The following is a 25,580-nucleotide window of genomic DNA, read 5'->3' as shown; positions in this document are numbered from 1 at the left end:
GCACTGCGATTGGCAGGTCATGCTAGAGATGTCACATTACGCACCTTTTACGACGGTCCAGTCTGTGACGGATGCAGCCGAATACGACGCTGATCCCACAGCCCGCGCAGTTCGTTCAGGAGAGCTTCGCGCCTGGTCCTGTCAGAGGTGACCCTGGCGAGAAGATCGGCCAGAACAGCTTCCTTCTCGATTTGCATCAGCATGTCGAATAGGTCATGCGAGACGCGTACGCTGTCATGGCTGGAGTGACCCATGCGGATCTCGCAGATTGTCTCCGGGCGGTCTCGGCCCGCATGAGCGCGAACCCGGTAAAGAGATACATGGGGCGGCAGTGATACAGCGAGTGCGGTCCAATTTTCGAGCGTTGTTGCCCGCTTTTTGATGAGGAATGACCCGACCACAAGGCCATCCAGCTCGGTCGACAAAAACGCCGTAATCGCATCGGCAACGGAATCTACGATCGGTTCGGCATTGTTGTTGAACGACGTATTAAGCAGAATCGGGACGCCCGTCCGAGCTTTGAACGCATTGATAAGTTCCCAATAGGCGGCATTGCTCGTGCGGGACACCGTTTGCAGCCGAGCCGTACCATCGATATGCGTGATCGCGCCCAGCAACGCACGCATGGATTCGCGCACGCGAACGACGAAATTCATGAAGGGGTATTCTGCGCGACCATCCGGCAACTCAAAGAACGCGCCCGCATCCTCCTCGAGAACCGATGGCGCGAACGGTCGATAACTCTCGCGCTTCTTGACCATCGCATTGATCCGGTCCTTGTTTGCCGCGGGCCTCGGGTCCGCAAGAATGCTGCGGTTGCCGAGCGCACGAGGGCCGAACTCGGACCGGCCCTGTACCCACCCGATCACAGCGCCATCAGCGATCCACTCGGCTGCTCTGGCTGCGACGTCAGCGGTCTGTTCAATCTCGAGGTGTCCGGCCCATCCCTTCAGTTCCTGTTCAATGCTGTCGTCGCTGCCGACATCGGGCCCCCAATAAACCGCCTGTAGTCGTTCGCGGGGCGGAGCCTGCCCGGCCTCGTTCGATACCATCAGCGCCGCACCCAATGCGCATCCGGCATCATGCGAGGCCGGCTGCACAAAAATCTCTTCGAACAGGCCTGAGTACAGCAGTTTTCCGTTTAGCGTGCAGTTGTGGGCCACCCCGCCAGCCAGGCACAACCGTTTCATTCCGGTCTGCTCACGATAATGCCGAAGAATGTGAAAGACGATCCGCTCCAGCGCCTCCTGCAATGAAGCGCTCACATCTCGGTGCTGTTGCGTGAACGGCATTCCCTTTCGCCGGACCTCGATATTGCGCAGCAATGCCGGGCCGATACGATCGAGGTGAACGCGGTAGGCACCGTTGGGGGAGAGCTCATAAAAGTGGGAGAAAAGCTCGCGATAGCGAGCGGGATCTCCATAAGGAGCCAATCCCATGACCTTATATTCGTCGAACAGGCCGTAGCCGAGGTATCGGATCGTTTCCAGATAGAACAGTCCGAGAGAGTTGGTCTCTGGAAACGTCATGAGCTCGGTCATTTCGGTGCCCGACCCCACCGCCAGCAGACCCGAGAGGAAGTCGCCACAGCCGTCGATCGCGAGAACCAGGCTTTCTTCAAAACCGGACATTGCCAAAGCGCTTACGGCATGGGCCTGATGATGGCCTACGAATGACACCCGCGAAGGGTCAACTTGGGTACCGAACTCTGCCGCGAGAAGGTGCCGCAACAGGAGATTCGCATCCAGCGGAATTGAGATCTCAGGTTGTGAGATGAACAACCGTTCGAGCATCGAATTGCAGTAGGCTTCAGTCGCGTAGAACGCAATACGATCGACGTCGCGAAGCTCCACACCCGCGGCTGCTAGACAGTATTCAATCGCACTGCTCGGGAGCTTGTTCGAATGTTTGATGCGGTTGAGGCGCTCCTCTTCAACGGCGGCGATCACGCGACCGTCCTTGACGAGCACCGCGGCACCGTCGTGCAGAAACGTGTTCGGTAGTTGCAGCGGGTTTTCATAGACCCTGTCAAGCCCGCCACTCAATCCTAGACACAGCATCTTGTTCTCCGTTCATTTTGAGAGGCCTGTTGGCCTATTTAATATCGCTTGCTTGGCGAGTAGGCTGCACGTCGCCGCGGGGCCGCAGGCATCGCCAACGAAACGAGGCTCGTATAAGCGTCGGCCGCGAACCGAAAGTTCGTTACGTCCCGTGTCTGATCTCGCACGCGCGACGCTTCGCTTTAGGTCTTGTTCCTCTCACCGCATCAGGCGTTGCCGAAGCAGCGCAGCTGAGACGATGAAGGGAATGGCTGCGTAGATGCAAAGTGCGCCCACATGCAAACCGACGCTGTCGACCGGCCGACCGAGCATTGCTGGACGAATGAGATCGACCGAATGTGTCAGGGGCAACAAGGCCGCGATGCGTTGAAATGAACCAGGCAGCTGGCTGATTGGGAAGATCGCCCCGCTCAAATACATCATGGGCGTGAGGATAAGTGATTGGTAGAAGATGAAATAGTCGTGGCTCGGTGCAAGAGCGGAAACGACCATTGCGAGGCTCGCGAAAGCAACGCCAGTGAGGGCGATGGCTGGTAACGCATAGGGAATGGACGACCACTCTGCATACCCCAGCGCGACGGCAACAATCGTGATCGCGGTCCCGGCGAGCAAGGCCTTGCTTGCTGCCCATGCCACTTCACCTAGAACGATGTCGCCGAGCGTGAGAGGCGTACAGAGCACCGCCTCCCACGTGCAACCTGTCTGCATGCGAGCGTAAGCCCCATAGATGGTTTCAAAGGTTGAGGAGACCATTGCGCTTGTGGCGACCATGCCAGCCGCCAGAAACGCAATGTATGAAGTTCCCTCAACGCCACCTACGATCATTCCGAGGCCAAAGCCAAGACCGAACAGAGAGCTCATCGGCTCGGCCAGATTCCCAAGAATCGATGCCAGAGCGACTTTCCGCCAGACCAGAAAGTTGCGGCGCCATACCGCGATCCAGTTCCATGGATTAGCAGGGAGCGCGGGCGCAAAACGTTGCCACATCGTTCAGTCCTTCATCTCTCGCCCGGTTAGCCGCAAGAAGACATCCTCCAGATTTGGAGGTCGCTGCAGAAGACGGAGATCCGGACGGTTGGCAAGCCGGCGACGCACCTGCTCGGGATCCGCGGCATAGCAAAACAGCGTCTCCCCGCTCACCTCAGCGTGCTGCACTTGGGTTCTGACCAGCGGCAGCAACTCATGCGGGTTACCACCGTAAATCTCGATCACCTGACACCCGATCTGCTGCTCGATCAGAGCATGAGGCTGCCCTTCGGCGATCTTGCCGCCGTGCTCAAGCACGCACAGGCGGTCGCACAATCGCTCCGCCTCTTCCATGAAGTGGGTGGTGAGAAGAATCGTTTTGCCGCGGGCTAATAGCCAGCGCAAGCGTTCCCAGATGAGGTGCCGGCCGTGCGGATCGAGGCCAGTCGTCGGCTCGTCAAGCACCAAGAGCTGCGGGTCGTTAATGAGGGCACGTGCCAGCGTCAGTCGCCGCTTCATGCCGCCGGACAGTTCGGCGACGCGCGCGTCCGCCTTGTTCTCCAAGCGAGCGAATTCGAGCAGTGACGGCGTCACCGCTTTGACCTCGGTCGCGCTCATGCCGAAGTAGCGACCGAATACGAGCAAGTTTTCGCGCACGGTGAGCTGAAGATCGAGGTTATCGAACTGTGGGACAACCCCGATGCCCCGACGCGCCAACGGCGCACGTGCCGGCACCGGCTCGCCAAGCACGTAGATCTTACCTGCGTCGGGCGATGCAACACCGAGGATCAATCGCGCAAGCGTGCTTTTACCCGCGCCGTTTGGTCCCAGCAGACCGAAGCACTCTCCTGGCGAGACCGTAAACGAAAGAGCGTCCACGACCGTCCGGTCCTTGTAGGACTTACTCACCTCGAAAAGGTCGATTGCCGGGCTTGACATTTGCTTACGCGATCGCGACGGACGTTGTTCGCACCGCGTCCTTGGTCGCGTGCTTTTTCGTCCAAAGCAGCCCGTCACACCACACGTGATCGACGCGTCCCCACTGGCACGCGGCGGCAGCATCCGGGAAAAAGCCGCGTCCATGCAGATTGGCGCTGGTATTGCAAAGCAGCGGAATGGCTGTGAGCTTTTCGTACGCGATGAGAAGCTCGACCACTTTATGCTGAGATGTTCTGGAAACCGTCTGTAGGCGAGCAGATCCATCGAGATGCACGACGGCGGGAATTTTGTCCCGCCATTCCGGTCGCGTCTGGTGATCGAACAGCATGTACGGATCGGGTATTCCGGGGCTAAAAATCTCCGCCGCACGATCCTCCAGGCATATCGGCGCTACCGGCCTGAAATGCTCACGAAGCTTGACGTCGTTGAGATGATCTTTCATTCCCTCCCAGCTCGCAGCCGCGAGAATGCTTCTGCCACCCAACGCACGTGGTCCGAGCTCGGCACGCCCGGCAAGGAAGATCACGGGCTTGTCACTCGCGAGTATTGCCGCAAGTTCGCCCATAGTGCAGGGCGCGCCGTCCCATCCGGGCGGGACTTCGCTGGGACGAACGGCCGGTCCACTGTAGACCGTCCATTCCAGAGCTCTAAAGCCTTGCTGTGCCGCCCGTGCAGAGCAAGCAGCACCGATCGCTGAGCCGCTGTCGTTCGGAAAGGGCGGCACCCACACGTCATCGAACAGGCCGGTCGCACGAAATGCACTATTCCACTTGATATTCAGGCCACAGCCGCCGGCTATGCAGAGGTTACGCACCCCCGCAAGATCCGAATGTCGCTGCACAACATCAGCAATTGTGCGAACCAGCAGGCGCTCTAGAAAGACGTGAAATGACGCAAGGATGTCTTCGGCCTGCTTGGCCTTCAATCGCAGTGCGCACGCATCGAAGAAGTCGTGCAGAGCTTCAAGTGCTGATAGTGAGCTGTTGATCTGTGCAAGCTCATGACAAGCGCCCTCAGCATCCGTCGCAAAGTGCGCCTGGTAGAGCTCCTGAAACGTCGCAATAATCTCCTCGTCGGGAGCTCCCATTGCGATATAGGCCATCAGCTTGCCGGCGATGCCGAGATCCCAGCTGGTCCGGTCTGCCCGCCTGTAAGGTCCGAAGTGATGTCCTGCGGTCGCATAGGCGTGGCCTATCATCGGAAACAGGCACTCGATGAACCGGATGCCGTGCGGCTCGACATAGTAGAGGCGCGGAAACATGCAGCCGTCCCACACCAAGCAGAAAGCAGATTGTGCGGATTTGGCAAACGAGCTGGTGCAGTATGCGGATGCTACGTGCCCGGTGACATGCGGATAGCTTTGATACGGATATAGTTTCCCGTCAAGCATAAGGCCGATGCGATCGCGGGACGCGAGGGGGCTATCGCCTTGGCGTTCGATATACGGTGCGCCCTTGAGCTTGACGGTCGTCGTCCCACTAAGGACTTCAAACTGGGATTCGAACTCTCCATCCCAGCCATCAATGACGAACTGATCGACATCGCTCGGATCGAGCCCGTGCTCCGCCAGGGCGCTAACAACGGAATCCAGGTTGTCGATGGTTTGATAACGCGGATTATTGTTCAGCTTCTCCTGCTCGACGCAGAACACCACTCGCCCGTCCTCAATCAGAGCGACGGCCCCGTCATGCGTCAACTTGATACCGCAGATACGCATAGTGGCTCCTCTCAGCCTCGGCCGTTGGGTGGGATCGAAGATGGTTCCGGATTCCGAAAGCGGACCAAAAGGCAGTCTTCGTCAGCCGACTGCCCCTGGCACTGCACGCGTTCGACCTCAATGAGCGCTTCAGTCAAAATCGTGATGACCGTCTCGGCGCCAGCGACATGCCCCCACCGCTTGCAGGTCGCATCACGTGCAGATCCGAAGACCAGATGCCCACCCGGAGCAAGCATCTTGACCATGTTGTCGACTGCAGTACGCATTTGTGTCATGTCTTCGAGATAATAGAGAACTTCGGCGACCACGATCAGATCGAACCGCTCTGCGGCCGAGAACTGCAGAATGTCAGTCGCCGCCCAGCTGATATGCGACCACCTCTTGGTCCGCTGGACCGCTCGACCGATCGCTCGCGGCATAACATCGATGACCGTGAGCCGTTTGCAGTGAGGAGCAAGCTTCTCTGTAAACGCACCGGCCGCGCACCCGATTTCGAGGCCATTTGAGACGGCGCTGTTCGACAGCGACAGCCGCAGCAATTGGGTGTGACGCTCACGTTCGAACGGATTGTCGTCGAGCCGCCACGGATCCTTATTAGACAGCTCCCGTTCCAACGATTGATATGTCTGGTGCACGTTCACGACCTAATCTCCTACAAAGCTGCTCACTCAGTCTCGGCCGCAATGCCATCCGGCGCGATCAGCTGCGATGGAGCGCGCGAAAGACCTGCCCTGCGAATTGCGCCAGGCATTTCCGATCCGGGGTTAAGGCTTGGTCCAGTTGTCGCGCCTTCGGTCGAGCCCTTCGATTCATCAACGTCTGGTGATTTCGCTATTTTGCGCGAGAGCCAATCGCTGTTGCTCAAGGTACAGAGCGCATAGGCTTTCATCGGGAGCAGGAGGAAGATGTTGATCGGGGTGTGCAGCGAGAAGCCGATAAATCGAAGCTCGCCGGCGCGCAGGGCTGCCACGCTGCATCGAATCAGGGTCATCGCGACGATGGTCAGACCGGTCCACCAGGGCACGGTGCCCGTGAGCGCGAGCTGAGCGAGCGCGGCAATCGATGAGATGGCGAGCAGCAGCGGGCCGAGGTTCTGTCCAACCACGTCCAGCGTGAGGTACCGGTCGAGGCTGGGCAGCAGGTGCAAACCGAGCAGGGTGTCGCGGTAGGTGCTGCGCGCCCAGCGGAGCTGTTGGCGCAGATACGGCAAGAGCGTGTCCGGGACCACCGTGGCGGCGATGGCGTTCGGAACGTACTCCGTTCGGAACCCTGCCTTGAGCATGAGGATGGTCAGATGACGGTCCTCACCGAAGTCGCTGGGTTTTCCCCGGAAGAACTGCGTCTCGTATTGCTCGAGCAGCAACAGCAGCGCGGAGCGCCGGTACATGGCGCACGGCCCACAGCAGCACATGACGGCACCAAACCGCGTCTGCGCCGCGCGCTCCTCGTTGCAAGCCAACCAGTACTCCATGTCGATCAATCGGGTCAGCCAGCTGTCGTTTCGGTTGCTGGCCTTCAATTGGCCCATGGCCGCGCCGACGGCTGGATCCTGCATCTTGCGCACGAGCTTGCTGACCACGTCGCTGTCGATTTCCGTGTCGGAGTCGACGTTGAGCACGAGATCGCCGAATGAGCGGCGAATCGCTGCGATCTGCGCCTTGCGTTTTCCAACATTGCTTGGCAGCAGAATGACGGTGAATCTCGGGTCATACGAGTAGCTCGCGTGGACCGCGGCCACTGCGCCGACATTTGCAGAGCCGTCGTCGACCACGTAGACCTGCAATCGCCCTGGGTAATCCTGACTTGCGATAGACTTCAGGCAAGCCGCCAGCGTGCGCGGGTCCTCGTTGAAGCAGGGCACGATGACATCGACGCTAGGCAGAGCATCGGCGTCGACCCGGTCGTACGGCGGCAGTGGAGCGTCGCTTCGCAGCGCATAAAGCGCCTGCGCGCTCTTGTGGACGCTGGAGAGCAACGCGTAGGAGGCAACAGCAGCGGTGCTGATTGTGGCAAGCAGGCTCATGGGAATCGATCTATTCAGTGAGGTTGAGGAAGCGACCGGATTGCAAATCCACGGTCATGCAGTGCTGGAATGAGTTGGGCGAGCGCCGTCACGGTCTGGTCGCGCCGACCAGCATGAGGGCAGCGTCCCAACTCGTCGGGAGGGCATCCGTCGTGCAGGAGCACGATTGCGCCCGGCTGGACCGAGGCCAGCACCGCGGCAACAATCGCCTCGACGCCGGGACGCGACCAGTCTTGCGGGTCGACTGACCAGTGCAGGGCTGCCAGTTCGGCCTTCGCCGAGGCGGCGAAGGCCTCCTTGCTCCAGATCCCGTACGGCGCACGCATGTGCCGCACAGAGGCCCCGGGGCAGGCCATTCCAATGACCTTATTCGTCGTGAGGATCTCGTATTCCACCTCATCCGGTATGCATTTGGCCAAGTCCGGGTGCGTCATTGTGTGGTTTGCGACCTCGTGCCCTTCTGCAATGATGCGCTGGATCAGCTGCGGTTGGGCCGCCGCGTATGCACCGATCACGCAGAAGGTGGCGGGCGTCCGATGCTGCGCCAGAACATCCAGGATAGCCGGCGTGCAAAGCGGGTTGGGACCATCATCAAAGCTCAGATAGACGCAAGGCTCTCCGCCGGCATCGGCGTAGTCGCTCCGCGCTTCAGTCGCGTCGTTTGTGGACCTCACAGTTCTGGCCCGTTCCGTTCGATCGTGTCACCCGCCGGCCATTCGCTCATGGGTCTCGCAATCGGCAGAACGAGGCCGACCACGTCCTCCACACGCGTCGGAGGCACAGTGAGGTAGATGTCCGGACGAGCGGACCGGACGCGGAGCCCTGGCAGAACAGTCGCCAATCCCTGTCGCCCGAGCAGCCTGGTAATATGTTTCTGCAGGGCAGCTCGGACCGTGCCAAAGCCGAACGGCACGCCAAGATCTCGCAATACGGGATACATCACTCGGATCGAGTGGGTTATTCCAAGCCCCTCCAGATCCGGGCGAACCCCGTACAATCCGAGTTCAGCCACGAGCAGATCGGTCTGACCAATTTTTATGAAGCGGCGTAGTGCCGCGATGTGAATCGCAACGCCACGATCATCGTAGCCGATTGCCCGAATTTCAGGCCTTGCGCCGGCCCAGCTTCGATGACCTTCAAAGGGCTTTGCATTGAATTCCCCGGTCGGACCATAAGTCTTCCGGAAGAAGTCGGATAATTCAATATGGTCAGCAAGTTCAAGGTCATTCTCCCAGCACAACCTCCAACGGACTGGAGGGCGCGCCGAAACACCTCGTGTGGATTCGGGCGCGATCATGTTCATAGGGCGTCATTCCTCTTCGCTATCTGGCTCCTGACGCAGGGCAGCAGTTCGCTACCTTCGAAAGGCTTGCTCATGAACTGGAGTCCAGGGCCTCGCCTCACATCGTGTTCGGAGTGGCCTGTGAGCAGAACGGTGGGAATCGTGCCTCCGGATGCAACCAGATCCTCGAAGAGCTCGAGGCCACTCATCGCGCTCGAGTGCATGTCCGCGATCAAGCACGACGTGATCGAACGGCGGTCTGATTTCGAGAACCCCTCTGCGCTCTCGAAGGGTTCAGGCACGCAGCCTGCGGAGAACACCATATCCGTGAAATCTTCACGCACTGACTGATCTGCATTCACAATCGCGACCACATCGCGCGTGCGCGCAACTTTCATCAGATTCGCCAAGGACGCCCTCGCTTGCATGTTCCGCACGATTTCACCGTCGCAAGGACGCAATCCAATCGGATGCGACCAAGGCACATTTGGCACCCGCAACCGGAGGGGTGCGACCGGACGGCAATCTACGGCCTGGTTGAGGGTTCGCTCAATTCTACGGCGGTACACGGTGGATATAGAATGGGTTGGCGAAGCCATACGATGGTTTGCTCGTCGTATACGCCCGCGCAACTTTGCGGATTCCGATCGTTCTAGCTCACGGCGATATGGCTTGCGCAACACGCGCGAAACTGCGACCGCTCGATCGAGACGTCTTGATTGATACCTAGCGCTGGGCTGAGACGCGCAACGGTTTGTAACCATTCTGATGGATCTGACATCTCGCTAAACTATCGTTTGCTATCCTCATTCGGTACAAATGGTAAAATCGATTATATCGATAGAACACATTCACAGCGTGGATCGCTCCGGATTATGCGTTTCAAGGGCCTTGATCTGAATCTCCTCGTTGCGTTCGACGCCCTGGTGACGCAAGGCAATCTCACGACGGCGGCAAGAAGCATCAACCTCAGTCAACCTGCCATGAGTGCCGCCGTTGCGCGGCTTCGCACTTACTTTCGCGATGAGCTATTCACCATGAAAGGACGGAAGCTTGTCCCAACGCCGCGGGCTGAAGCGCTCGCAGCCCCGATTCGCGAGGCTCTCGCTCACATTCAGCACTCCATTATTTCTCCAGACGGCTTCGATCCGTCTCAATCGAATCGGCGATTTAGGATCATCCTGTCCGACTTCATGACTGTCGTGTTTCTTCGAGGGGTCGTGGACCGCGTCGCGCGGGAAGCACCAACAATCAGTTTCGAGTTGCTGCCGCCCGCAGAGGAACCTGATGAGCTTCTCCGGCGCGGTGAAGTCGATTTTCTCATGTATCCGCAGATGTTCATGTCGAGCGCGCATCCGAAGGCGGCTCTGTTCGAGGACACTTTTGTCTGCGTGGGCTGCCCCATGAACAAGCAGCTCGCTTCGCGTCTCACGTTCGAGAAATACATCTCGATCGGGCACGTGGAAGCCCAGTTCGGGCGCTCCTTGAGGCCCTCCTTCCACGAATGGCTCTTGCTCGAGCATGGTTTCAAGATACGCACCGAGGTCGCGGTGCAGGGTTTTGGCATGATTCCGCCTATGTTATTGGGCACCAACCGTATAGCGAGCATGCCCTCAAGATTGGTCAGCCATTTCGCACAGACGATGCCGCTGCGGGTTGTCGAACCTCCCCTGCGACTTCTCACATTCACAGAGGCCGTCCAATGGCCCGCCATTCATAATACTGATCCTGCAAGCATGTGGTTGCGCAACATATTCTTGCAGCAGGCATCCACGATGGTCTCTCCGTCCGAGATCAGCCAATGTCACGGCCCGTCCTAGGACTGTTCGGGCCGGTTGCGGCCTGCTCCCGCTAACCGGACTTACGCCAGGCCCGAAGCCCCCGGTCCTCTGGTTGACGTTTGGCATAGTGAAAAAAAGCGCGCTTAAGCGTAGTTTGGTCGGGTCGCAGCCGATTGACTCGCGGTGCCGTGACGATCCTGCGCATCACACAGCTCGCTTGGCGGCTAAGGACTTTCCACTGATCCGGACGGGACCGCATCACAGGTGCATGCGCCAGCTTCAGAGTACGCAAAAATTATGTGGCCTGTCCGGCGAACAATGTTCGGCCTCAGCACCAAACTCGCTTCTGAATCGCACGCCGCGTCAGGTTCAAGGCCAGCACCCGCGATCGAAGTTGCAGGCTTCACCTGGTAGCGAACCCGCATCGCTGTTTGCCTGAACTGGTGGATCTCATTGCCTTCAACAGCGATGGAGTTAGTCCCGAAGCGCGCCACTAGATACAAATGGCTGATGACCGGCAGAGGCGCTGCCTGCTCGTTCAGGTCGAATCAGTATGAAAGCTGAACGCAAACGCCACCCACGATCGCGCACCCCAAAGCCAACCGCCAGCTCGCGCAAACCCGGATGGGCGGGGAAGACTGCGTGTCTTTGCACAATGTCACAATGGAAATTCGGAACACTTCCTCTCTCGACGGCGCTTATCTTCCTCTCGATGCGCGCGATGCCGCGCGATCGAGTGCAACTGCAAGCTTGCAGACCGCAGGATCAACCCGGATCAAGTGACATCAGCTGGCGGCACTTTTCCGGCTGCGCGCGTGTTGCGGTGAGGAGTGTTCATGATGAGAGGACCGCAACCGTGCCAAGGTGCGCCCGCGTAAGCGCTCGCCGCTCCCATTCGCCAAGCCTGCTCCTCCTCCAGCTTTCGATTATTTCGGCCGACATGTTCACCCGAGCCAAATCGGATCATCGGCGCCGGGTCCTTCTTTCCGATGTCGCAACAACCGTGTTTTTCGAAAGATCGCGGCGTGACTCACACCGCTAACCCCGAAGGGCTCCTTTGCTGCGGCAAGATGATTTGCCTATCTTACCCGAAGCATCTATGTCCAGCGCGCTTGCCAAAGCGATACCGTTAGAGGCTGGAATTGAGTGAGTGAGCGGCCGGACGAGCAAGCCAATACCGCGACAGCTCGCCGTCGAGCCTTATGTTCGATGGGATCCTTACGGCGAATCCGCCAGACACTGCCCCCCCGATCTGGGGAGTCGCTTTGGCTTGAGCACGGTCTTAAGACGCGCATTAAACTCCTCCACCAAGCTACAGCATCTCTGCTTTGCTATTGCGGACCCGTATAGCGAGGCTACCAAAGGCTTGCCAAGTGATCTGCAAAGGCAGTGTCGCCAGCGATCCTTGCACTTCGGGTGGATCACATCAGCCGAGGGCCGTCCGATGTACTGCGCTCCGCGACACCGAGCCGGCGCACGCCTAAACACGCTGCTGTATTAGTTATGCCAGGGCTTTCCCCGGGCGTGAGCGCGTGGCGCCTGGGGCGGCCGTAGACGCGTTTTGAGTGCCGCCACATGCAACGGATATGGCACGATTGTTCGAGACCCGGTCCTTAAATTGGGAGCACGTTTTGCCAGGTGCTTCAGATGCGCCTGCGTTGAGATGATGTCGTCAGGACTGGTCTTGAGCTCCGCCTTCCCCATTCTCCCGACGTTTACGGCGGCGGACCTGCGTCGTTGAAGAGCAGCCATCATCTTCCGGCGCTGAAAACCTGGGTAGCAATCGCGCGAGCGACGCCTTCGAGCCCACAGTGCCAACACAACAGGGCTAGCCGACGGTCGAAAAAGCTGTTAGGCGCCGAGCCGGCCGCCGCGCCGCGTACGTGATCGTGCGACTGATCTACGATAATCAACCCAATCAACAGCACCGCGCGCCTAGGTAATAGACGTCACAGCAAGGATTGCGACTGAAAGAAAGCCATCTTGTCAGATCAGTGCGGTGTCTGGGGCCGCCGTTTCGGGAGGCCGTGTCTCAGCGGGTTGCCACGCACATGCTTTCGCTTTCCTGATGATCAGGCCGCAGAATAGCCACTGCTGCTGCAGGACGAGGAGATATTACACACTTTGGGCTAGCGCACTGTCGGGCAGAGGAAGCAAACGCCATGTTGCACAACGGCATCACGTGGACGCACCTGTCACATTCTTTCACTCACGTCGCCGCTCCGTCTCCTTTTTGCCCCACCACAGCCAAACGGCTTCGTCACGTGCGGCGCGAGTGCAATCATCAAAGGAGGTTTCTGTTGGAAAAGCCGAGCGGAGTCTACGATCCGGATGATCTCGCGAGCTTGGGAAGGCTGTTCGATCAAGCCATCGCGTCTTTACCGTCATGCATGCGAACCAGCGAGAATCGCGTGGCGATCGCCGGACTTGTGATGCAACGCGCAGCGAGGGACGAATTGGCGTCGCTCGCGCACTTGATGCTTGCACTTGTCTCGGCCGCTTGAGCACCGGCATGCACTCTAACCTTCTGGGGCCTGCAAGAGCCGCATCATCTAGATCATTGAAATAACTTGATTCTCACGTGACGTCAGGTTGTAGGCTTGCAAATTGAGGATCATGACAAACGCGATACCACGACGGCGCCGATGGCGCATTGGAGAACTTGCAGAGGCGACCGGTGTAACCGTACGCACTCTGCATCATTACGAACATACCGGGTTATTGACGGTGTCGGAACGTACCTGTGGCGGTCACCGCATGTACGATCGGGAAAGCCTACAACGCGTCTCCCAGATTCGCGCTCTACGTGAGCTCGGCTTCTCGCTTCCTGAGATCCGCAAGGCGATCGAGGGGCGGACATCTCTCACGGACCTGTTGCGAAACCATCTGGAGCGGATTGAGCTTCAAGTCGCGCGCGCGACATTATTACGGGATCGATTGCGCACTATGACGACGCAAGGTGAGACAGAAGTCAGTGTCGACGAGCTGCCGGCGACGCTAGATGCCATGTCGCGGATTGAGGAGCGTACCCCCTCTGCCATCTGCACGTGCGCCTCTAACGCTAGCCGCGAAGATCGGTGGCGAAAGATTCGGGACGAGCTGCGCAGCTGCATGGACCAGGGCGAGCCTCCGTGCTGCGAGCGGGCAAATGCAATCGCGCGTCAGGCCCGTTCGCTGCTGACTGAGATCGCAGGAGTTGATTCGACTGTCTCGATGATACTTAAGGTGCTGACGCGATTGACCGAACCACACAATCTCGCCGGCTGGGATGCGAGCCTCATGCGATACCTCGATCTCGCCCTCGCCGCGTTGGAGGACCAGCTGGGAAAGAATTGAGCGCACCCGTTGCGGCGCCCTCCCACTGGAATGTCGCCAAACCCAATGAGCTCATGGTGATCCTTGTCTGAGCCAGGATCGTTTGGTGCCTAGCAGTTCGCCTCCAAAGCTGCGTTGTCCCGCTATTTGGTGTTTCGCTCTGCGGATCTTTGGCAATCAACCTCCACGAGCACGCTTCAAAGTACTTGATTCGTACGTAGCGTCACATTGTACCTTCTAAAAGCATCGACGCAGTAGCGGGGCGACGGACAGAGCGTCGGCTAAATTAAGGGAGACTCCGATGACCGGCACCACTTACGGACGTTCTCGGTGAGAGTTCTCCACGAGAACCCGTCGCTCGATGATCGTCCCGCGCCGTCCAAGCGTCTCCTCGGCGCACGTCTGTCGAGCACGGAAGATTGGCGCGAGTACCGGGTATCGGCGGGATGTTCGATATTGGTCCTGTCAGCCTTAGACCCCTTCTCCTGACTAGTTTCGGAACGTCCATTCGTCCGTGTCCGCCCGACGCTTATGCCCAACCTGGCAACAACCTGAGCCCATCCGTACCCAACCTGAGTTCGACTCAAACATCATTGCGCCGGATTGTTGGTCGCCGTCATACCAGGATGGCGAAGCAGACCAAGTCGTAGCGCGAGACATCGGGAGCCCTACATGTCGGTCCTTCGCGTTCACAGGCTTGCAGCTGCTGCGCTCCTTTCTTTGGCCCTGAGCTCGAGCGGCAAGGCAGAAGATGTTTACATTGCCATAGCCGGTCCAATGACGGGAAGCACTGCGGCGCTCGGCGCGCAGATACGCGATGGAGCGGCCGCAGCTGTAGATTCGATAAATGCTTCGGGTCTGCTGCCTGACACAAGGCTCATATTGAAGATCGCGGACGATGCATGCGATCCCAAGCAGGCCGTCGCTGTTGCCAATCGCCTGACAAGTGACGGGATCAAGCTCGTCGTTGGTCACTTCTGTTCATCTTCGTCGACTCCGGCTTCAGACATATACGCCGAAGCCGAGGTAATTCAGATGTCACCTGGGTCCACCAATCCCCGTCTGACAGAGCGTGGCCTAACGACCCTGTTTCGGATTTGCGGCCGCGATGACCAGCAAGGCAGAGTTGCCGCCGAATACATCGCGCGGCATCACCAAGGTGCAAAGCTCGCAGTCGTCGACGACAAGAGCACAGCAGGCAGGGGTATCGCCGATATCGTTGAATCGCGCCTTCGTGCAGCCGGCGAGCATCCCGTTCGACAAAGCTATGTTGCAGGCGAGAAGGGTTATACCGCTCTCGTTTCGCGACTGAAGCGAGAGGGAATCCAGCTCGTCTATATCGGCGGCTATTACAACGAGATCGGCCTGATCGTGCGTCAAGCCGCGGAGGCGGGCGCACGTCTGACCGTGATCGCCAATGATCCGCTGATGACAACCGACTTTTGGGCCGTTGCCGGCGAGGCCGCGAACGGCACGCTCTTTACCTTTATGCCGGACCCGACGAAGAATGCTGCAGGCGCAGCTGCTGTCGCCAAGCTCAAGGGTTCGAGCCTAACCGCCGCAGGTTACACGCTCTACGCTTATGCCGCGGTTCAAGCATGGGCCGACTCCGTCAAACGGGCCGGCACCTTCGATGCTATGCGGGTCGCTGCGGCCCTCCGCTCCGAGTCAATCGACACGGCTATTGGCACTGTTAGATTCGACTCCAAGGGAGACAATGCCGATCCTGGCTTCATCGTTTACCGCTGGCGCGACAATACCGTCGAAGCGGTAGAGCAGAACTGACCGCTCGTGCCAACACCGTACGAAGCGTTCGAATGATGAACCATCCTCGATATATCGATTACGCGCTGCTCACGTGCCTCGCAATCGCCGCAGTCGCAGCATTTCTCACCCTCGCAGCAATGCTATCACAGCTATCGTGCGCGCGCGCAGGGCCGCCCGAAGAGTACGTTCCCATTCGTCTGGTACCACTGCAGTGAGCATCACATCCACATTCGTAAGGCCGACGAAGACCGGTGTCTTCTTCCAGCCAGTGAAATTGATGCCCGGCTCGCTCTCGGGAGTGAGCTGTCAGGAAGTCTCTACGACGAACGTACGTCGTGAAACGATGTCAGTCACGCGCAGTCCGTCTGCGGATTGCGCGGGTTCGAGCCAATCGTTAGCTGCGCTGTTCGGTCGAGGGACGTGGCCTTCCATCCCTTTCCTGGAAGCAGGTATTGGCTCGGAAAACGCCGTGCGACGCCTGATCCGTGCTGATCGCTTTCGGGCCTTGAGACGGAGTCTGATCCGGTACGGCCCTTAGAGCTAAGTCCGCCTCCCAACACTCACATTCACGCGGGCCTCGCGCTTCTCGGGTCCGAACAAAGCGCACGCACCCACGTAGCTCGCCGAACGCCCTCAACTACTCTCGTCGACAAAAACGGAGACACCACTTTGGATGCAAAGTTGCAGACTATCCTTTCCGCGCTCTCGCCGGTGGCTCGGGAATTGAATGCTCTACCGTCCGGGCGGCCCACCACCGACAGCAATTGCGTGAAACTAAACACGAACGAGAACCCCTTTCCCTTGCCAGGCGTCGTGATGCGAAGCGCAATTGCAGCTCTCGAGCTGCAATACCGCTATCCAGAAGACGACAATGTCAGCTTGAGGCAAGCGGCCGCAGCTGCCTATGGCATTGCAACTGATCGCGTCATGGCTGGCAATGGATCGTCTGAACTGCTCAGCCTCATTTACAGAGCCTTTCTTGCCCCGGGCGACCACGTTGCAATGATGTCGCCGGGTTTTTCATTCAATCGCAAGCTTGCCATGTTGCAAGGGGCCCGCTTCATTGAAATTTCCTGGTCTGAACCGGACTGCTTGCCGATGGACGAGCTGCTTTTCGGTGCGGCTAAACAGGCCAAGTTCATTCTGCTGGCCAATCCGAACAATCCGACGGGAACCTTTGTTCCGCTCGCTGAGATCGAACGCCTCGTTGCACGATCTGACCGATTGATCGTACTGGACGAAGCTTACGTCGATTTCGCACCTGAGGACGGCCTACGCCTCGTTGAGCGCCATTCGAATCTTCTGGTCCTGCGCACATTTTCCAAGAGTTATTCGGCCGCTGGCATTCGCGTCGGCTTCGGTTTCGGCCATCACGAGCTGATCGGGCGGCTTCGCAACATGCAGAATGTTTTCAACATGAATGTGGTCGCTCACGCCGTGGGGATGAGCGTCCTTGCGCATCGCGACGCCTATGAGGAGAACCATCGCCACGTCAGGCTTGAGCGCCAGCGCGTAGCCGCCGCCCTCTCTGAATTTGGGTTCTCTGTAACGCCTTCCCACGCGAACTTCCTCCTCGCCCGTGTGCCGGTAGGCCAGGGTGGCAGATGGTGGCAGGCGGCGTTGCAAGACCAGAGAGTCCTTGTTGCCTTCTTTCCGGATGCCGGCCTCGAAGAGTGCATTCGGGTTAGCATCGGTACAAAGCGTCAGATGGATGCGTTTCTTGCGGCCGTCGGCAGCGTTCTTAGGAAAGTGGGATGTCGTGGCTAGGGGTCCCTTCCACTCATCTCACAGATCTCCGTCGTAATCGATCCGGACCCACACATGATGCAGCTTCGCGACACAGCCCTCGGTCAGTTGTTCTCCAGTCGCCGCATTGTGACCTTTGTGAACGGCTTCGCAATAATACAGCGCATTGCCTGCGAGCGCCTCTTGGACTCCCGAACCCGGCGGACTCCGGTCCTGTCTATATAGGAGATAACTGAGTGACAAACGTTGTTCCCTCAAACCTGACCTGCGGCATCTTTGATCATCTTGACGAGGACGGCCGCGATATCACCCGGCAATACGCTGACCGCCTTACCCTAGCGGAGGCCTACGACCGGCTCGGTTTCTATGCCTATCATCTGGCGGAGCATCATTGCACTCCGCATGGACTGGGTCCGTCGCCGAACTTGTTTCTGTCAAGCGTCATACAACGCACACGGCGACTTCGCGTCGGTCCTTTAGTCATGCTGCTCAACCTCTACCACCCGCTGCGTGCATTCGAGGAGATCTGCATGTTGGATCACCTGAGCGGCGGCAGGGTAGAGATCGGCCTTGGTCGCGGCTCTCTGCCGATCGAATTGAGCTATTTTGGCGTTGGAGCCGATGTGGCCTCGAGCCGTTACGAGGAAGCTTCCCAAATCTTCGTTGGCGCGATGAATGGGGGCCCGCTCTCATACGAAGGGCAGCATTTTGCGCTGAGCGACGTCCCTTTGACGCTTTCACCTCACCAGCGTCCTTGTCCCCCGACATGGATTGCGACAAATCGGCCAGACTCCGCCCGCTGGGCGGCGGCAAATGGCGCCAATCTCGCGTGCATGGGCCCTTCTTCTGCGGTTCGCAAGATAACCGATGTCTATCGCGCTCATCAAAACGCCGAGGGTGACGCCAACAGTTCAGCACCATTTCTTGCATTGCTCCGCATGGTTGTGATTGCCAGCACTGAAGCAGGGGCCCATTCCCTCGCCGCGCCAGCCTACGAAGCATGGCTCAGAAGCTTTAAGTTCCTGTACGAACTCAATGACATCCCGCCTCCATCTAACCTGCCCCTGTCCTTGGATGCCGCAATCGACAGTGAACTGTGCGTTGTCGGAACGCCCGCTTCGGTGCGCCAAACTCTTCTCGATCACCTGGAAGAGGCAGGCGCCAACTATCTCCTTTGCCAGCTCGCCTTCGGATCTCTGTCACTGGATGCCTGCCTCAACACCGCAAATGCCATTCACTCCGAGCTCATAGCGGCAGATCGCTGACGGTGACCCGACAGCGGTTCCAATAACTTCGCCCTTGACCCGGCAATAAATGGCGACAGCGAGGCCAATGAGTACCGCAGCCGAATGCATCGATCAGGCTGCTCGGGCCATTACGCGCATGCGATCCGTTCGACTACATTACCAAACAGGACGCTCTACGGCAGTAAATGCCCTGACTCTAATTTTGCGGGCGTTGGTATCGACCGAACAGTGGCCGGGATGGACAGGTGAGTTAGCTCACGCTGATGCCGCTTTGGCGCGCCAGTTCGTCAATCGCATTTCACATGAATTCAAGGTGTGCCCTATCGCCCGGTCGGGCCTGTCGTGACGCAGTGCCGGCGGCGCTCGGACCAGACGGAGGAGATCGCGCGTAAGCTCGAGATCGTGCTGGCGGAGTTGGCTTCGCTACGCATTCTGCTGGCTGCGCACGGCATTAGCACCCCGCCACCTCTCCATGATGACTACCTCACTGTTCAGCGGTTCGCGGCTATGAATCACATAAGCCCTGAAGCCGTGCTCTCTCGGATCCGCCGCGGCAAGTTGCGTGCGGAGAAACGCGGTGGCCGCTGGTGGGTGAAATGCACGGTTTGCACAGCATAGCCGTGCAGTGACGAGGACAGTAAGAGAGAATGGATCAACATACGGAAGCGGCACATGGAAATGATCTGTGCGTTCAAGTTGATATCACCTCGGCTCAACCAGACAGCCAATGGAACATCAAAAGATTTATCGAGGTCAACCTGCCGCCCGACCAACACACCGTCGCCAGACCGCGAGGCTCGATCTCGATGCCCTACGCAATCACAAAACGCGTCGGCGCCCCGAGCACTTGGACATCGGATGACCATCCTTGCGTGACCGGGATCACTCAGTCGATTCGGTCTCGTCAACAGAGCGATCCGAGTGAACAAACGAAAGAGCACGGACGCGTGCCACCAAGAGTTCCAGTCCGGCTGTAGCAAGTCTTGTAGCAAATGGAACGCGGCGGACACGCTCCATCTCGGTTTTGAACGTGAGCCACCGCACGCGTACGGCCTAGAGCACAGGAAGGGAGATGCTTTGCTCGCAACTCGGACACCTGGCGAGTTTCCCTTGAGCATAACTCAAACGTCCGTCTCACCCCCGCTGGGGCGTAGCAGTGGCAAATGTATCCAGGTCATTCGCCTAATCAGGCGTCGCCTCGCGCGCCGGTGTCAAACGGGACAAATCTGATTTCGCTGGGATGCTCGCCAGAATCTGGCTGTAGAAGGAGATAGCCGATGATGTCACCAAGACTGATGTCAGTCCTCGGGTCGATGGTAGCGGTCGAGCGTATGTTTTGGAAGCTTAGAGAATTGATCGACGGCGACAGCTCGATCCCACCTGACGTTCGAGAGACGCTTCACGTAATGTTAGACGCAAAGCTTCTTGCCGCAAAGGATAAGATCATGAGCGACGCGCGCGCTGCAATTGATGCAACTCCCGATTTGCCGCAGGCGGTCCGCGACCGAGCATACACATCGCTCGACTCTGCAATGAAAATGTTCATGTCTAGCGAACCGCGCCGCACTCAGCATCCTCGTAGCGAAGTAGGTATCGCCAGCGCTCATCCCAAGCTGCCTTGATGCATGCTCCGCTCCATCGAGCGCTTGCCGCGACATTTGGCTGTGCTCGTCCAATCAACTCGCGGTTTCGCCTAGCACCTGGCGGAATTCTGCTTAACGTGGGTTAAGTCACTCGTGCACGTAGAGCAGCGTCTTTCTCATCACAGATTGTCTCGTCAGTAGGAGGGAAACGTGGCTGCGCCACCTTCTCCGGCACCATCACGGCGACAATCGCAATTCCGGCCTGTCTCAGTGGATGGGTGCGGCCCCCTTGCACTTCAATGCGGCCGGCTGGCAGCCTGCCGACCCGCAAACAGCCGGCGCGCGACGACAGTTGCGCCGATTGCGCACCGGGTGGGACGATGCCGTCGGGAGATTGCACCACTGACCACACCACATCGATGCCCATCACGAGTTTCTTTCGTGCAACGATCAGGGCGTGGACTGCTCCACGACTGATCTGCAGAGCTGTGTCAGGCTACGAGAAGAGAGATCCAGAACGCTCGCCCGACGTCGCTTTGATCTCGCGTCAGGATCAACGTTGCGCTGAGCGTGACCCAATAGTTCCTGGCCGATTTCGATCGCTGATGTAGCCTACCTAAACTGAGAGGTTTCGAAGGTGCGGTTTTCTTCCTAGAACTCGATCCGCGATAGTCAGTACAGCGGATGCATCATGAAGCCTGACGAGCGGCTCGCCGAAATCCTTGAAAATAGCGCGGTTTTGATGATGAGGCATGGGAGGTATGGGCACAGTGCCTCTCACCCACCGAGCGCCTGGCGTAAATTCGCAAGCATAGCGCGCACTTCCGGTTCACAGATGGCGATGAAGTAATAGCTGTTGTACGCGGTTGTCGCTTCACGGGTTGCTCATCGCAGCTCCTTAGATGGCGCCACAGGATACAAGCGAAGACCTTGCAAGGCGCTTTGCTCTTCTCGGTTGCGGTCTCGCTGGGGGTCATCTGGCTTTCGGCACGCTTCATCCGCTGAATCAGCATCCCCGCTTTCGTCCACACCTGAGCTCGCTGTCTTCGCACGCGACCGAGCATTGCGGACGTAGTTGGAGATGACCTGAAATGCCGCAACCTGACCCAGCGTTCGGCTCGAACATTCCTTTAGGCGCGAATGTTGCGATGCAGTTACAGCAATTGGCGCGGACGTTGTTAAAACGCACGAGGCTTGGGGCACTCAAGACATGAGAGTAACAATGAAGAACTTGTTGCTTGCGATGGGAATCATTGTGGCGCTTTGCGCGGTGGCGCCCGCATTCGGCGCGGATCTGGCTGCTCAGCCCGTCCAGCCTCTCTACACCAAAGCTCCGCAGCTTGTCGCGGCTGCAATCTACGACTGGAGCGGTTACTATATCGGCATGGACGGTGGCTTGGGCTCAAGCTCGATTCTGGGATTTCAATGGCGGCACGCCCGAGGGCTGTCATGATGCGACCGGCGCGACCGTTGGTGGCCAGATCGGCTATCGATGGCAGATGGGCCAGCTCGTGCTTGGTCTTGACGCCAGGGAAACTGGGTCGATTTGACCGGCTCGAATGTTAGTGTCGCCTTTTCGGATGTCAATCAGACCAAGATTGATTCCTTCGGCCTGGTAACGGGGCAGATCGGCTATACGTTCGACAACGTACTGCTTTATGCTAAAGGCGGCGCCGCAGTCACGAGCAACGCCTTTCAGATAAGCTCGACCCTCACGGGGCGCGCAGCTTGGAACAGCGAGCACGTTCTTTGGGGCGGCGCGTTGGGAGCCGGCATCGAGTACGGCTTCACCGAACTGGTCGGCTGGCCTCGAGTACGATCATGTATTCATTCAGCCTACCACGGTGAACTTCGCCGCACCGGGTGGTGGGAACGTTCGCGTCCGCCAGGATTTGGATCTTCTGACTGCACGGCTCAATTACAAGTTCGGCGGTCCTATTCTTCTCAAATATTGATCTATCGTTCAATCGGCGAATCGAAAGCCCCGGCCCGCCGGGCTTTTTTTGGACTTGTTGGCCTAGTGTACAGGAGGCAAACAGGATTCCGGGAGACCGCGCTTCCCGAGAAAGCCGTTCCCCTGCGCTAGTCGTCGCAATCTCCGCCCCCCTCACTTACGCGAGGATGACGAACCCGGCAGATGAGGCCCGTATCTTCCGAATCTGCTGTTCGAGTTGGCAACGTCGCGCCCGAGCAGGCTTCTTTTGCTCTGGTGCCCACTCGACCACACGTTCACAGGGACTAACCCGTAAAGAGCGCGTCCGCAGAATAGGGGAATCGTGCGCTTAACTAAGTTTCCGGCTGGATTGGGCAGCCAGATTGACGGGCAAGAGGAACATCCAGCGTGCATGTCTTGGCCAGTTGCATGCGCGCCCACCCTTGAGCGGGCCAGCAGCACGGGCTCGAAGGGTCGGGCTACGCGCCAATGAATACGCTTGCGCTGAAGATCACTCTGACCGCACGCAATCAAGGATGCGGCGAACGGCCCGCCCTCATGTCAACCCGCGTCGGACTATCGGAGTTCGTGTGAACCTCTCCCGCTTTCGACCCACGACCAACCACCATCGGCAGAATACGTTTGTCTACCAATGACGATCGGGACGACACACTTGCCAGCCTATTTATGGCAACAGCGGCCGCATCTAAGGCGACATCGGAGTGAGCGCGCTGCTCGCAGCTATTATCAAGAAATGATGTCGCTCGCTTGCCTGGGTCGCATATATCAATTCAAATAAGACCAAGGCGAATCGCCTTGACGACGCAGTGGGTACGGCTGTTCGTCTCTAGCTTTCGCATTGCGTTCTTGAGGTGAAAGTTGACGGTATTCTCGCTAACCTTCAGAATCACGCCGATTTCCCAAGATGATTTTCCCTGTTCGACCCACCGGAGGCAGTCCTTCTCTCGTTCGGATAGAGCCACTTGCATTTGGCATCTCTCCTCCGATGAAGGCGCGATCTCTGCAAACGCATGATGAAACTGCCAAGCCAATGCGTTGAGATGACTGAGACGATGCTCAGGGTCGGCATCGTCGAAGTTGGACGCAAACGATGCGACGGATAGCCGTCCGAATGGTCCAAACAGTGGTACGGTCACGCCATGCTTCAGGCCGGCCTCTCTGGCCTCATTCAACACCCGCGTTTCGCCCGGTTGCAATTGATGTTGGTCGGCGAGTTGATCCCATAGAAACGGCGCCGATAGCATCGTCGTCCGCCGAACCACGGGGTCAATGGCATTGTACCTGCGTTCAGAATAGCGCTCGCACCAATCCGAAGGAAAGTTCACCGTCACCGCCGCTCGGAGATACTCTGGCAGGCGAGTCGGCCCCGTGTCGGTCAGTGATCCGTAAGCCACTTGACTGAAGCCCTGTTCGCTCGAACAGCTCACAAGCAGATCGAACAGCGCCTTGAGAGATCGCGTGTCTTTTGCACATTCAACGAAGCTAAATAAGTCCATTTGGCGCCTCGCGCCGCCGACTTAGGCAGGCCAGTACTGCGTGGTTTGACCGAACCTGTCTGAGAGGATTTCGGAGCCACTTCGGGCTCCTCTTGCTTGCGAAGTTCTCGACCGAATGCGACAAGCATAATTCTCGTCACGGGCTGCAGAGCGCTCTTTCTCCCGGTCGGATACTCGCTTGATGGAGCGGCTGTGCATGTGCTTCTTTCCGGAGGGACCTGAAGCGATCTAGCAAGTGTCGTACCAGCTAATGCGCTCGCGAAATCTCGCACAATGACAAGCAATTTTGACACCGCCTCTAAAGCCAGCGCAACGATCTCTGTCGCAATTGCGACATTCGTCGCAAGTGCGACAGCCTGCTGGCAATATTGGCAAGGCAACGTACTCTGCACCAGCAAACTGCCGACCTAAGATGTTTAATTTTGGCCAGCCTCCCGCCTTGCGGGCGACATTGCTGCTCGACGAAGGTTTCAGGGCACGGTCACACAGAGAAAAACTGCAGCGGTTTCGCACTGGCCGATCATCCCCGTGACACCAGGTTTCGAGACTGCCGCACGGGCTCGTGCGAGTCCGCTGCCGCTGGATAGCGATACGCAGCCGCGGTTGCGATCCAACTTGCACAACTCGGATTTCAGGTGCGCGCGTCCGCGGGCTCATGTTCAGGCTATGTCAGCGACGTCTCGCTGGTGCCGCGATGAGCGCCAAGCCACACCGCTCGGCGATCCGTATCGGGATTTCGTCTGCGTGTTGCTGTCGAGCCATAGCAGGAGCACAATGACTGGGCGCGCCGTTATGACGTTCGCATCCCGGGAACGTCTAGATCGACGGTTTCGGCGCCACATAATCGTTCCATGTGGCCCAGCCGGCGGCCTCGTTGGATCAGGTCAGCATTCGTCTAAGGGGCTGCTAGATACGACAGATCCGATGCGGGTGAAATTGGCCGGAGACCAGAGCACGTTGCGTTTGTTCTTTCCATCGAGTGTCGGCCAGCCCCAGGCTTCGGGGCAATCGAAGGAATCGGGCGTATTAGCGCCGAGCATGCTTTTCGCCTCGCGACGGATGTGTAACGTACGCTAGTCGCTGACGAGATTGAGCTAGCGGCAATTGCCGAGCTAATCTCATCGCACCAGGCAGGGATGAAGGGCGCTTCGAACAATCTGAGCCTTGAGGCACCTAAGCATCTTGAGCTGCTGCCGGTTTGATGGACACCGGGTTAAGCTAATCCACCTGCGTTCGAACTCAACGGGGCTGATGTATCCGATCGTGGAATGACGTCGGGTTGGATTGTAGAACCTCTCGATGTAGTCGAACACATCTGCCCTGGGCTCGTTCCTGGTGCGATAGATTTTGCGCTCGGTGCCTCGGTCTTCAGCGAAGAGAAGAAGCTCTCCATCGCTGGGTTAGCGTGCCCCGTAGGTCCGGTCGCTGTCAAGGAAGCTTGCCTTCACCTTTAGGCCGACCGCTTCGTCGCTGCGGGATCTGTCGCTGGGAGATCGGTCCAGCCAGGCATGGAAGCCCGACCGCGATACGCCCATTGCTTCGCATAGGCATGCCACCGGCCAGACGTTCCGGTGCTTCGCGATGAAGCCGAACTTCATGTCGCTTCCTTCGCGAAGTAGGCAGCGGCCTTCCTAAGAAACAGCCGGATTGCCGTCGCCCGGAATGGCCTGCAACACGAAGCCTAGCGATTTCGCCCGGCGCTGT

The 25,580-nt window shown here is 58.4% G+C and carries 18 protein-coding genes and 2 pseudogenes; 8 read left to right on the top strand and 12 right to left on the bottom strand.

Features of this window, described 5'->3' with window-relative positions; genetic code table 11:
- Positions 1-47 precede the first annotated feature (47 nt).
- From AC0L2J_RS28960 to AC0L2J_RS28920, 9 genes are all read right to left on the bottom strand, one after another.
- Positions 48-2,060 (bottom strand): carbamoyltransferase family protein, encoded by a 2,013-nt coding sequence (locus AC0L2J_RS28960; protein ID WP_473395279.1) that lies wholly within the window; start codon positions 2,058-2,060, stop codon positions 48-50.
- A 198-nt stretch (positions 2,061-2,258) separates the two neighbouring features.
- Positions 2,259-3,047, bottom strand: coding sequence for an ABC transporter permease (locus tag AC0L2J_RS28955; RefSeq protein WP_473395278.1), 789 nt, complete (start codon positions 3,045-3,047; stop codon positions 2,259-2,261).
- A gap of 3 nt (positions 3,048-3,050) precedes the next feature.
- Complete coding sequence (gene nodI / locus AC0L2J_RS28950) at positions 3,051-3,965, bottom strand: nodulation factor ABC transporter ATP-binding protein NodI (RefSeq protein WP_231189077.1); 915 nt, start codon at positions 3,963-3,965, stop codon at positions 3,051-3,053.
- Positions 3,966-3,969: 4 nt separating this feature from the next.
- A complete protein-coding gene (gene nodU / locus AC0L2J_RS28945) occupies positions 3,970-5,682 on the bottom strand; it encodes a nodulation protein NodU (RefSeq protein WP_473395277.1) in 1,713 nt (570 codons plus the stop codon).
- Between the two features lie 11 nt (positions 5,683-5,693).
- A complete protein-coding gene (gene nodS, locus AC0L2J_RS28940; RefSeq protein ID WP_473395276.1) occupies positions 5,694-6,323 on the bottom strand; it encodes a nodulation methyltransferase NodS in 630 nt (209 codons plus the stop codon).
- 23 nt (positions 6,324-6,346) lie between these two features.
- Positions 6,347-7,705 carry a chitooligosaccharide synthase NodC gene (gene nodC, locus AC0L2J_RS28935; protein WP_473395275.1) on the bottom strand — a complete coding sequence of 453 codons (1,359 nt, stop codon included), beginning with the start codon at positions 7,703-7,705 and terminating at the stop codon, positions 6,347-6,349.
- A gap of 14 nt (positions 7,706-7,719) precedes the next feature.
- Complete coding sequence (gene nodB / locus AC0L2J_RS28930) at positions 7,720-8,379, bottom strand: chitooligosaccharide deacetylase NodB (RefSeq protein ID WP_473395274.1); 660 nt, start codon at positions 8,377-8,379, stop codon at positions 7,720-7,722.
- The gene (locus AC0L2J_RS28925) at positions 8,376-9,008 is read right to left on the bottom strand and encodes a NodA family N-acyltransferase (RefSeq protein ID WP_007600097.1); all 633 of its coding nucleotides are present in this window, start codon (positions 9,006-9,008) and stop codon (positions 8,376-8,378) included. Before AC0L2J_RS28925 ends, nodB begins: the two co-directional genes overlap by 4 nt.
- Positions 9,005-9,397, bottom strand: coding sequence for a response regulator transcription factor (locus tag AC0L2J_RS28920; RefSeq protein ID WP_473395273.1), 393 nt, complete (start codon positions 9,395-9,397; stop codon positions 9,005-9,007). The genes AC0L2J_RS28925 and AC0L2J_RS28920 overlap by 4 nt, the downstream gene beginning before the upstream one ends.
- A 465-nt stretch (positions 9,398-9,862) precedes the next feature.
- On the opposite strand from AC0L2J_RS28920, the gene AC0L2J_RS28915 reads away from it, so the two are divergent.
- The 7 genes from AC0L2J_RS28915 (at position 9,863) to AC0L2J_RS28885 (ending at position 20,465) form a co-directional block, all read left to right on the top strand.
- Positions 9,863-10,807: a LysR family transcriptional regulator gene (locus AC0L2J_RS28915; protein WP_007605762.1), complete on the top strand. Its 945-nt coding sequence runs from the start codon at positions 9,863-9,865 to the stop codon at positions 10,805-10,807.
- 2,261 nt (positions 10,808-13,068) lie between these two features.
- A complete protein-coding gene (locus AC0L2J_RS28910; RefSeq protein ID WP_473395272.1) occupies positions 13,069-13,272 on the top strand; it encodes a hypothetical protein in 204 nt (67 codons plus the stop codon).
- Between the two features lie 112 nt (positions 13,273-13,384).
- Positions 13,385-14,104, top strand: a complete 720-nt coding sequence (locus tag AC0L2J_RS28905) for a MerR family transcriptional regulator (RefSeq protein ID WP_473295507.1) — start codon at positions 13,385-13,387, stop codon at positions 14,102-14,104.
- A gap of 651 nt (positions 14,105-14,755) precedes the next feature.
- Positions 14,756-15,868, top strand: coding sequence for a branched-chain amino acid ABC transporter substrate-binding protein (locus AC0L2J_RS28900; protein WP_473395271.1), 1,113 nt, complete (start codon positions 14,756-14,758; stop codon positions 15,866-15,868).
- Between the two features lie 651 nt (positions 15,869-16,519).
- Complete coding sequence (gene hisC / locus AC0L2J_RS28895; RefSeq protein WP_473395270.1) at positions 16,520-17,617, top strand: histidinol-phosphate transaminase; 1,098 nt, start codon at positions 16,520-16,522, stop codon at positions 17,615-17,617.
- A 215-nt stretch (positions 17,618-17,832) separates the two neighbouring features.
- Positions 17,833-18,861: an LLM class flavin-dependent oxidoreductase gene (locus AC0L2J_RS28890; RefSeq protein WP_473395268.1), complete on the top strand. Its 1,029-nt coding sequence runs from the start codon at positions 17,833-17,835 to the stop codon at positions 18,859-18,861.
- Positions 18,862-20,120: 1,259 nt separating this feature from the next.
- Entirely contained in the window at positions 20,121-20,465 is a 345-nt protein-coding gene (locus AC0L2J_RS28885; RefSeq protein WP_473395267.1) for a hypothetical protein, read from the top strand.
- Positions 20,466-20,568: 103 nt separating this feature from the next.
- On the opposite strand, the gene AC0L2J_RS28880 is transcribed toward AC0L2J_RS28885, so the two are convergent.
- The gene (locus tag AC0L2J_RS28880; RefSeq protein WP_473395266.1) at positions 20,569-20,853 is read right to left on the bottom strand and encodes a hypothetical protein; all 285 of its coding nucleotides are present in this window, start codon (positions 20,851-20,853) and stop codon (positions 20,569-20,571) included.
- A gap of 795 nt (positions 20,854-21,648) precedes the next feature.
- Between AC0L2J_RS28880 and AC0L2J_RS28875 the strand changes: the two are divergent.
- Positions 21,649-22,381: pseudogene (locus AC0L2J_RS28875) on the top strand (outer membrane protein).
- Positions 22,382-23,150: 769 nt separating this feature from the next.
- On the opposite strand, the gene AC0L2J_RS28870 reads toward AC0L2J_RS28875, so the two are convergent.
- The gene (locus tag AC0L2J_RS28870) at positions 23,151-23,876 is read right to left on the bottom strand and encodes a helix-turn-helix transcriptional regulator (protein ID WP_473395265.1); all 726 of its coding nucleotides are present in this window, start codon (positions 23,874-23,876) and stop codon (positions 23,151-23,153) included.
- Positions 23,877-25,102: 1,226 nt separating this feature from the next.
- Positions 25,103-25,507 (bottom strand): annotated as a pseudogene (locus AC0L2J_RS28865) (IS3 family transposase); the annotation flags it as partial.
- Positions 25,508-25,580 lie beyond the last annotated feature (73 nt).

The organism is Bradyrhizobium sp. MV1.5 (genome assembly GCF_055807615.1).
Note: the sequence above shows the minus strand (reverse complement) of the source record. Positions and strands in the feature narration are given on the sequence as shown.

What these genes read in the sequence shown, in the direction of transcription:
- AC0L2J_RS28960 (WP_473395279.1), bottom strand. Translation starts at nt 2,060, where the DNA reads ATGCTGTGTCTAGGATTGAGTGGCGGGCTTGACAGGGTCTATGAAAAC.
- AC0L2J_RS28955 (WP_473395278.1), bottom strand. Translation starts at nt 3,047, where the DNA reads ATGTGGCAACGTTTTGCGCCCGCGCTCCCTGCTAATCCATGGAACTGG.
- nodI (WP_231189077.1), bottom strand. Translation starts at nt 3,965, where the DNA reads ATGTCAAGCCCGGCAATCGACCTTTTCGAGGTGAGTAAGTCCTACAAG.
- nodU (WP_473395277.1), bottom strand. Translation starts at nt 5,682, where the DNA reads ATGCGTATCTGCGGTATCAAGTTGACGCATGACGGGGCCGTCGCTCTG.
- nodC (WP_473395275.1), bottom strand. Translation starts at nt 7,705, where the DNA reads ATGAGCCTGCTTGCCACAATCAGCACCGCTGCTGTTGCCTCCTACGCG.
- AC0L2J_RS28925 (WP_007600097.1), bottom strand. Translation starts at nt 9,008, where the DNA reads ATGAACATGATCGCGCCCGAATCCACACGAGGTGTTTCGGCGCGCCCT.
- AC0L2J_RS28915 (WP_007605762.1), top strand. Translation starts at nt 9,863, where the DNA reads ATGCGTTTCAAGGGCCTTGATCTGAATCTCCTCGTTGCGTTCGACGCC.
- AC0L2J_RS28905 (WP_473295507.1), top strand. Translation starts at nt 13,385, where the DNA reads ATGACAAACGCGATACCACGACGGCGCCGATGGCGCATTGGAGAACTT.
- AC0L2J_RS28900 (WP_473395271.1), top strand. Translation starts at nt 14,756, where the DNA reads ATGTCGGTCCTTCGCGTTCACAGGCTTGCAGCTGCTGCGCTCCTTTCT.
- AC0L2J_RS28885 (WP_473395267.1), top strand. Translation starts at nt 20,121, where the DNA reads ATGATGTCACCAAGACTGATGTCAGTCCTCGGGTCGATGGTAGCGGTC.
- AC0L2J_RS28880 (WP_473395266.1), bottom strand. Translation starts at nt 20,853, where the DNA reads ATGGGCATCGATGTGGTGTGGTCAGTGGTGCAATCTCCCGACGGCATC.
- AC0L2J_RS28870 (WP_473395265.1), bottom strand. Translation starts at nt 23,876, where the DNA reads ATGGACTTATTTAGCTTCGTTGAATGTGCAAAAGACACGCGATCTCTC.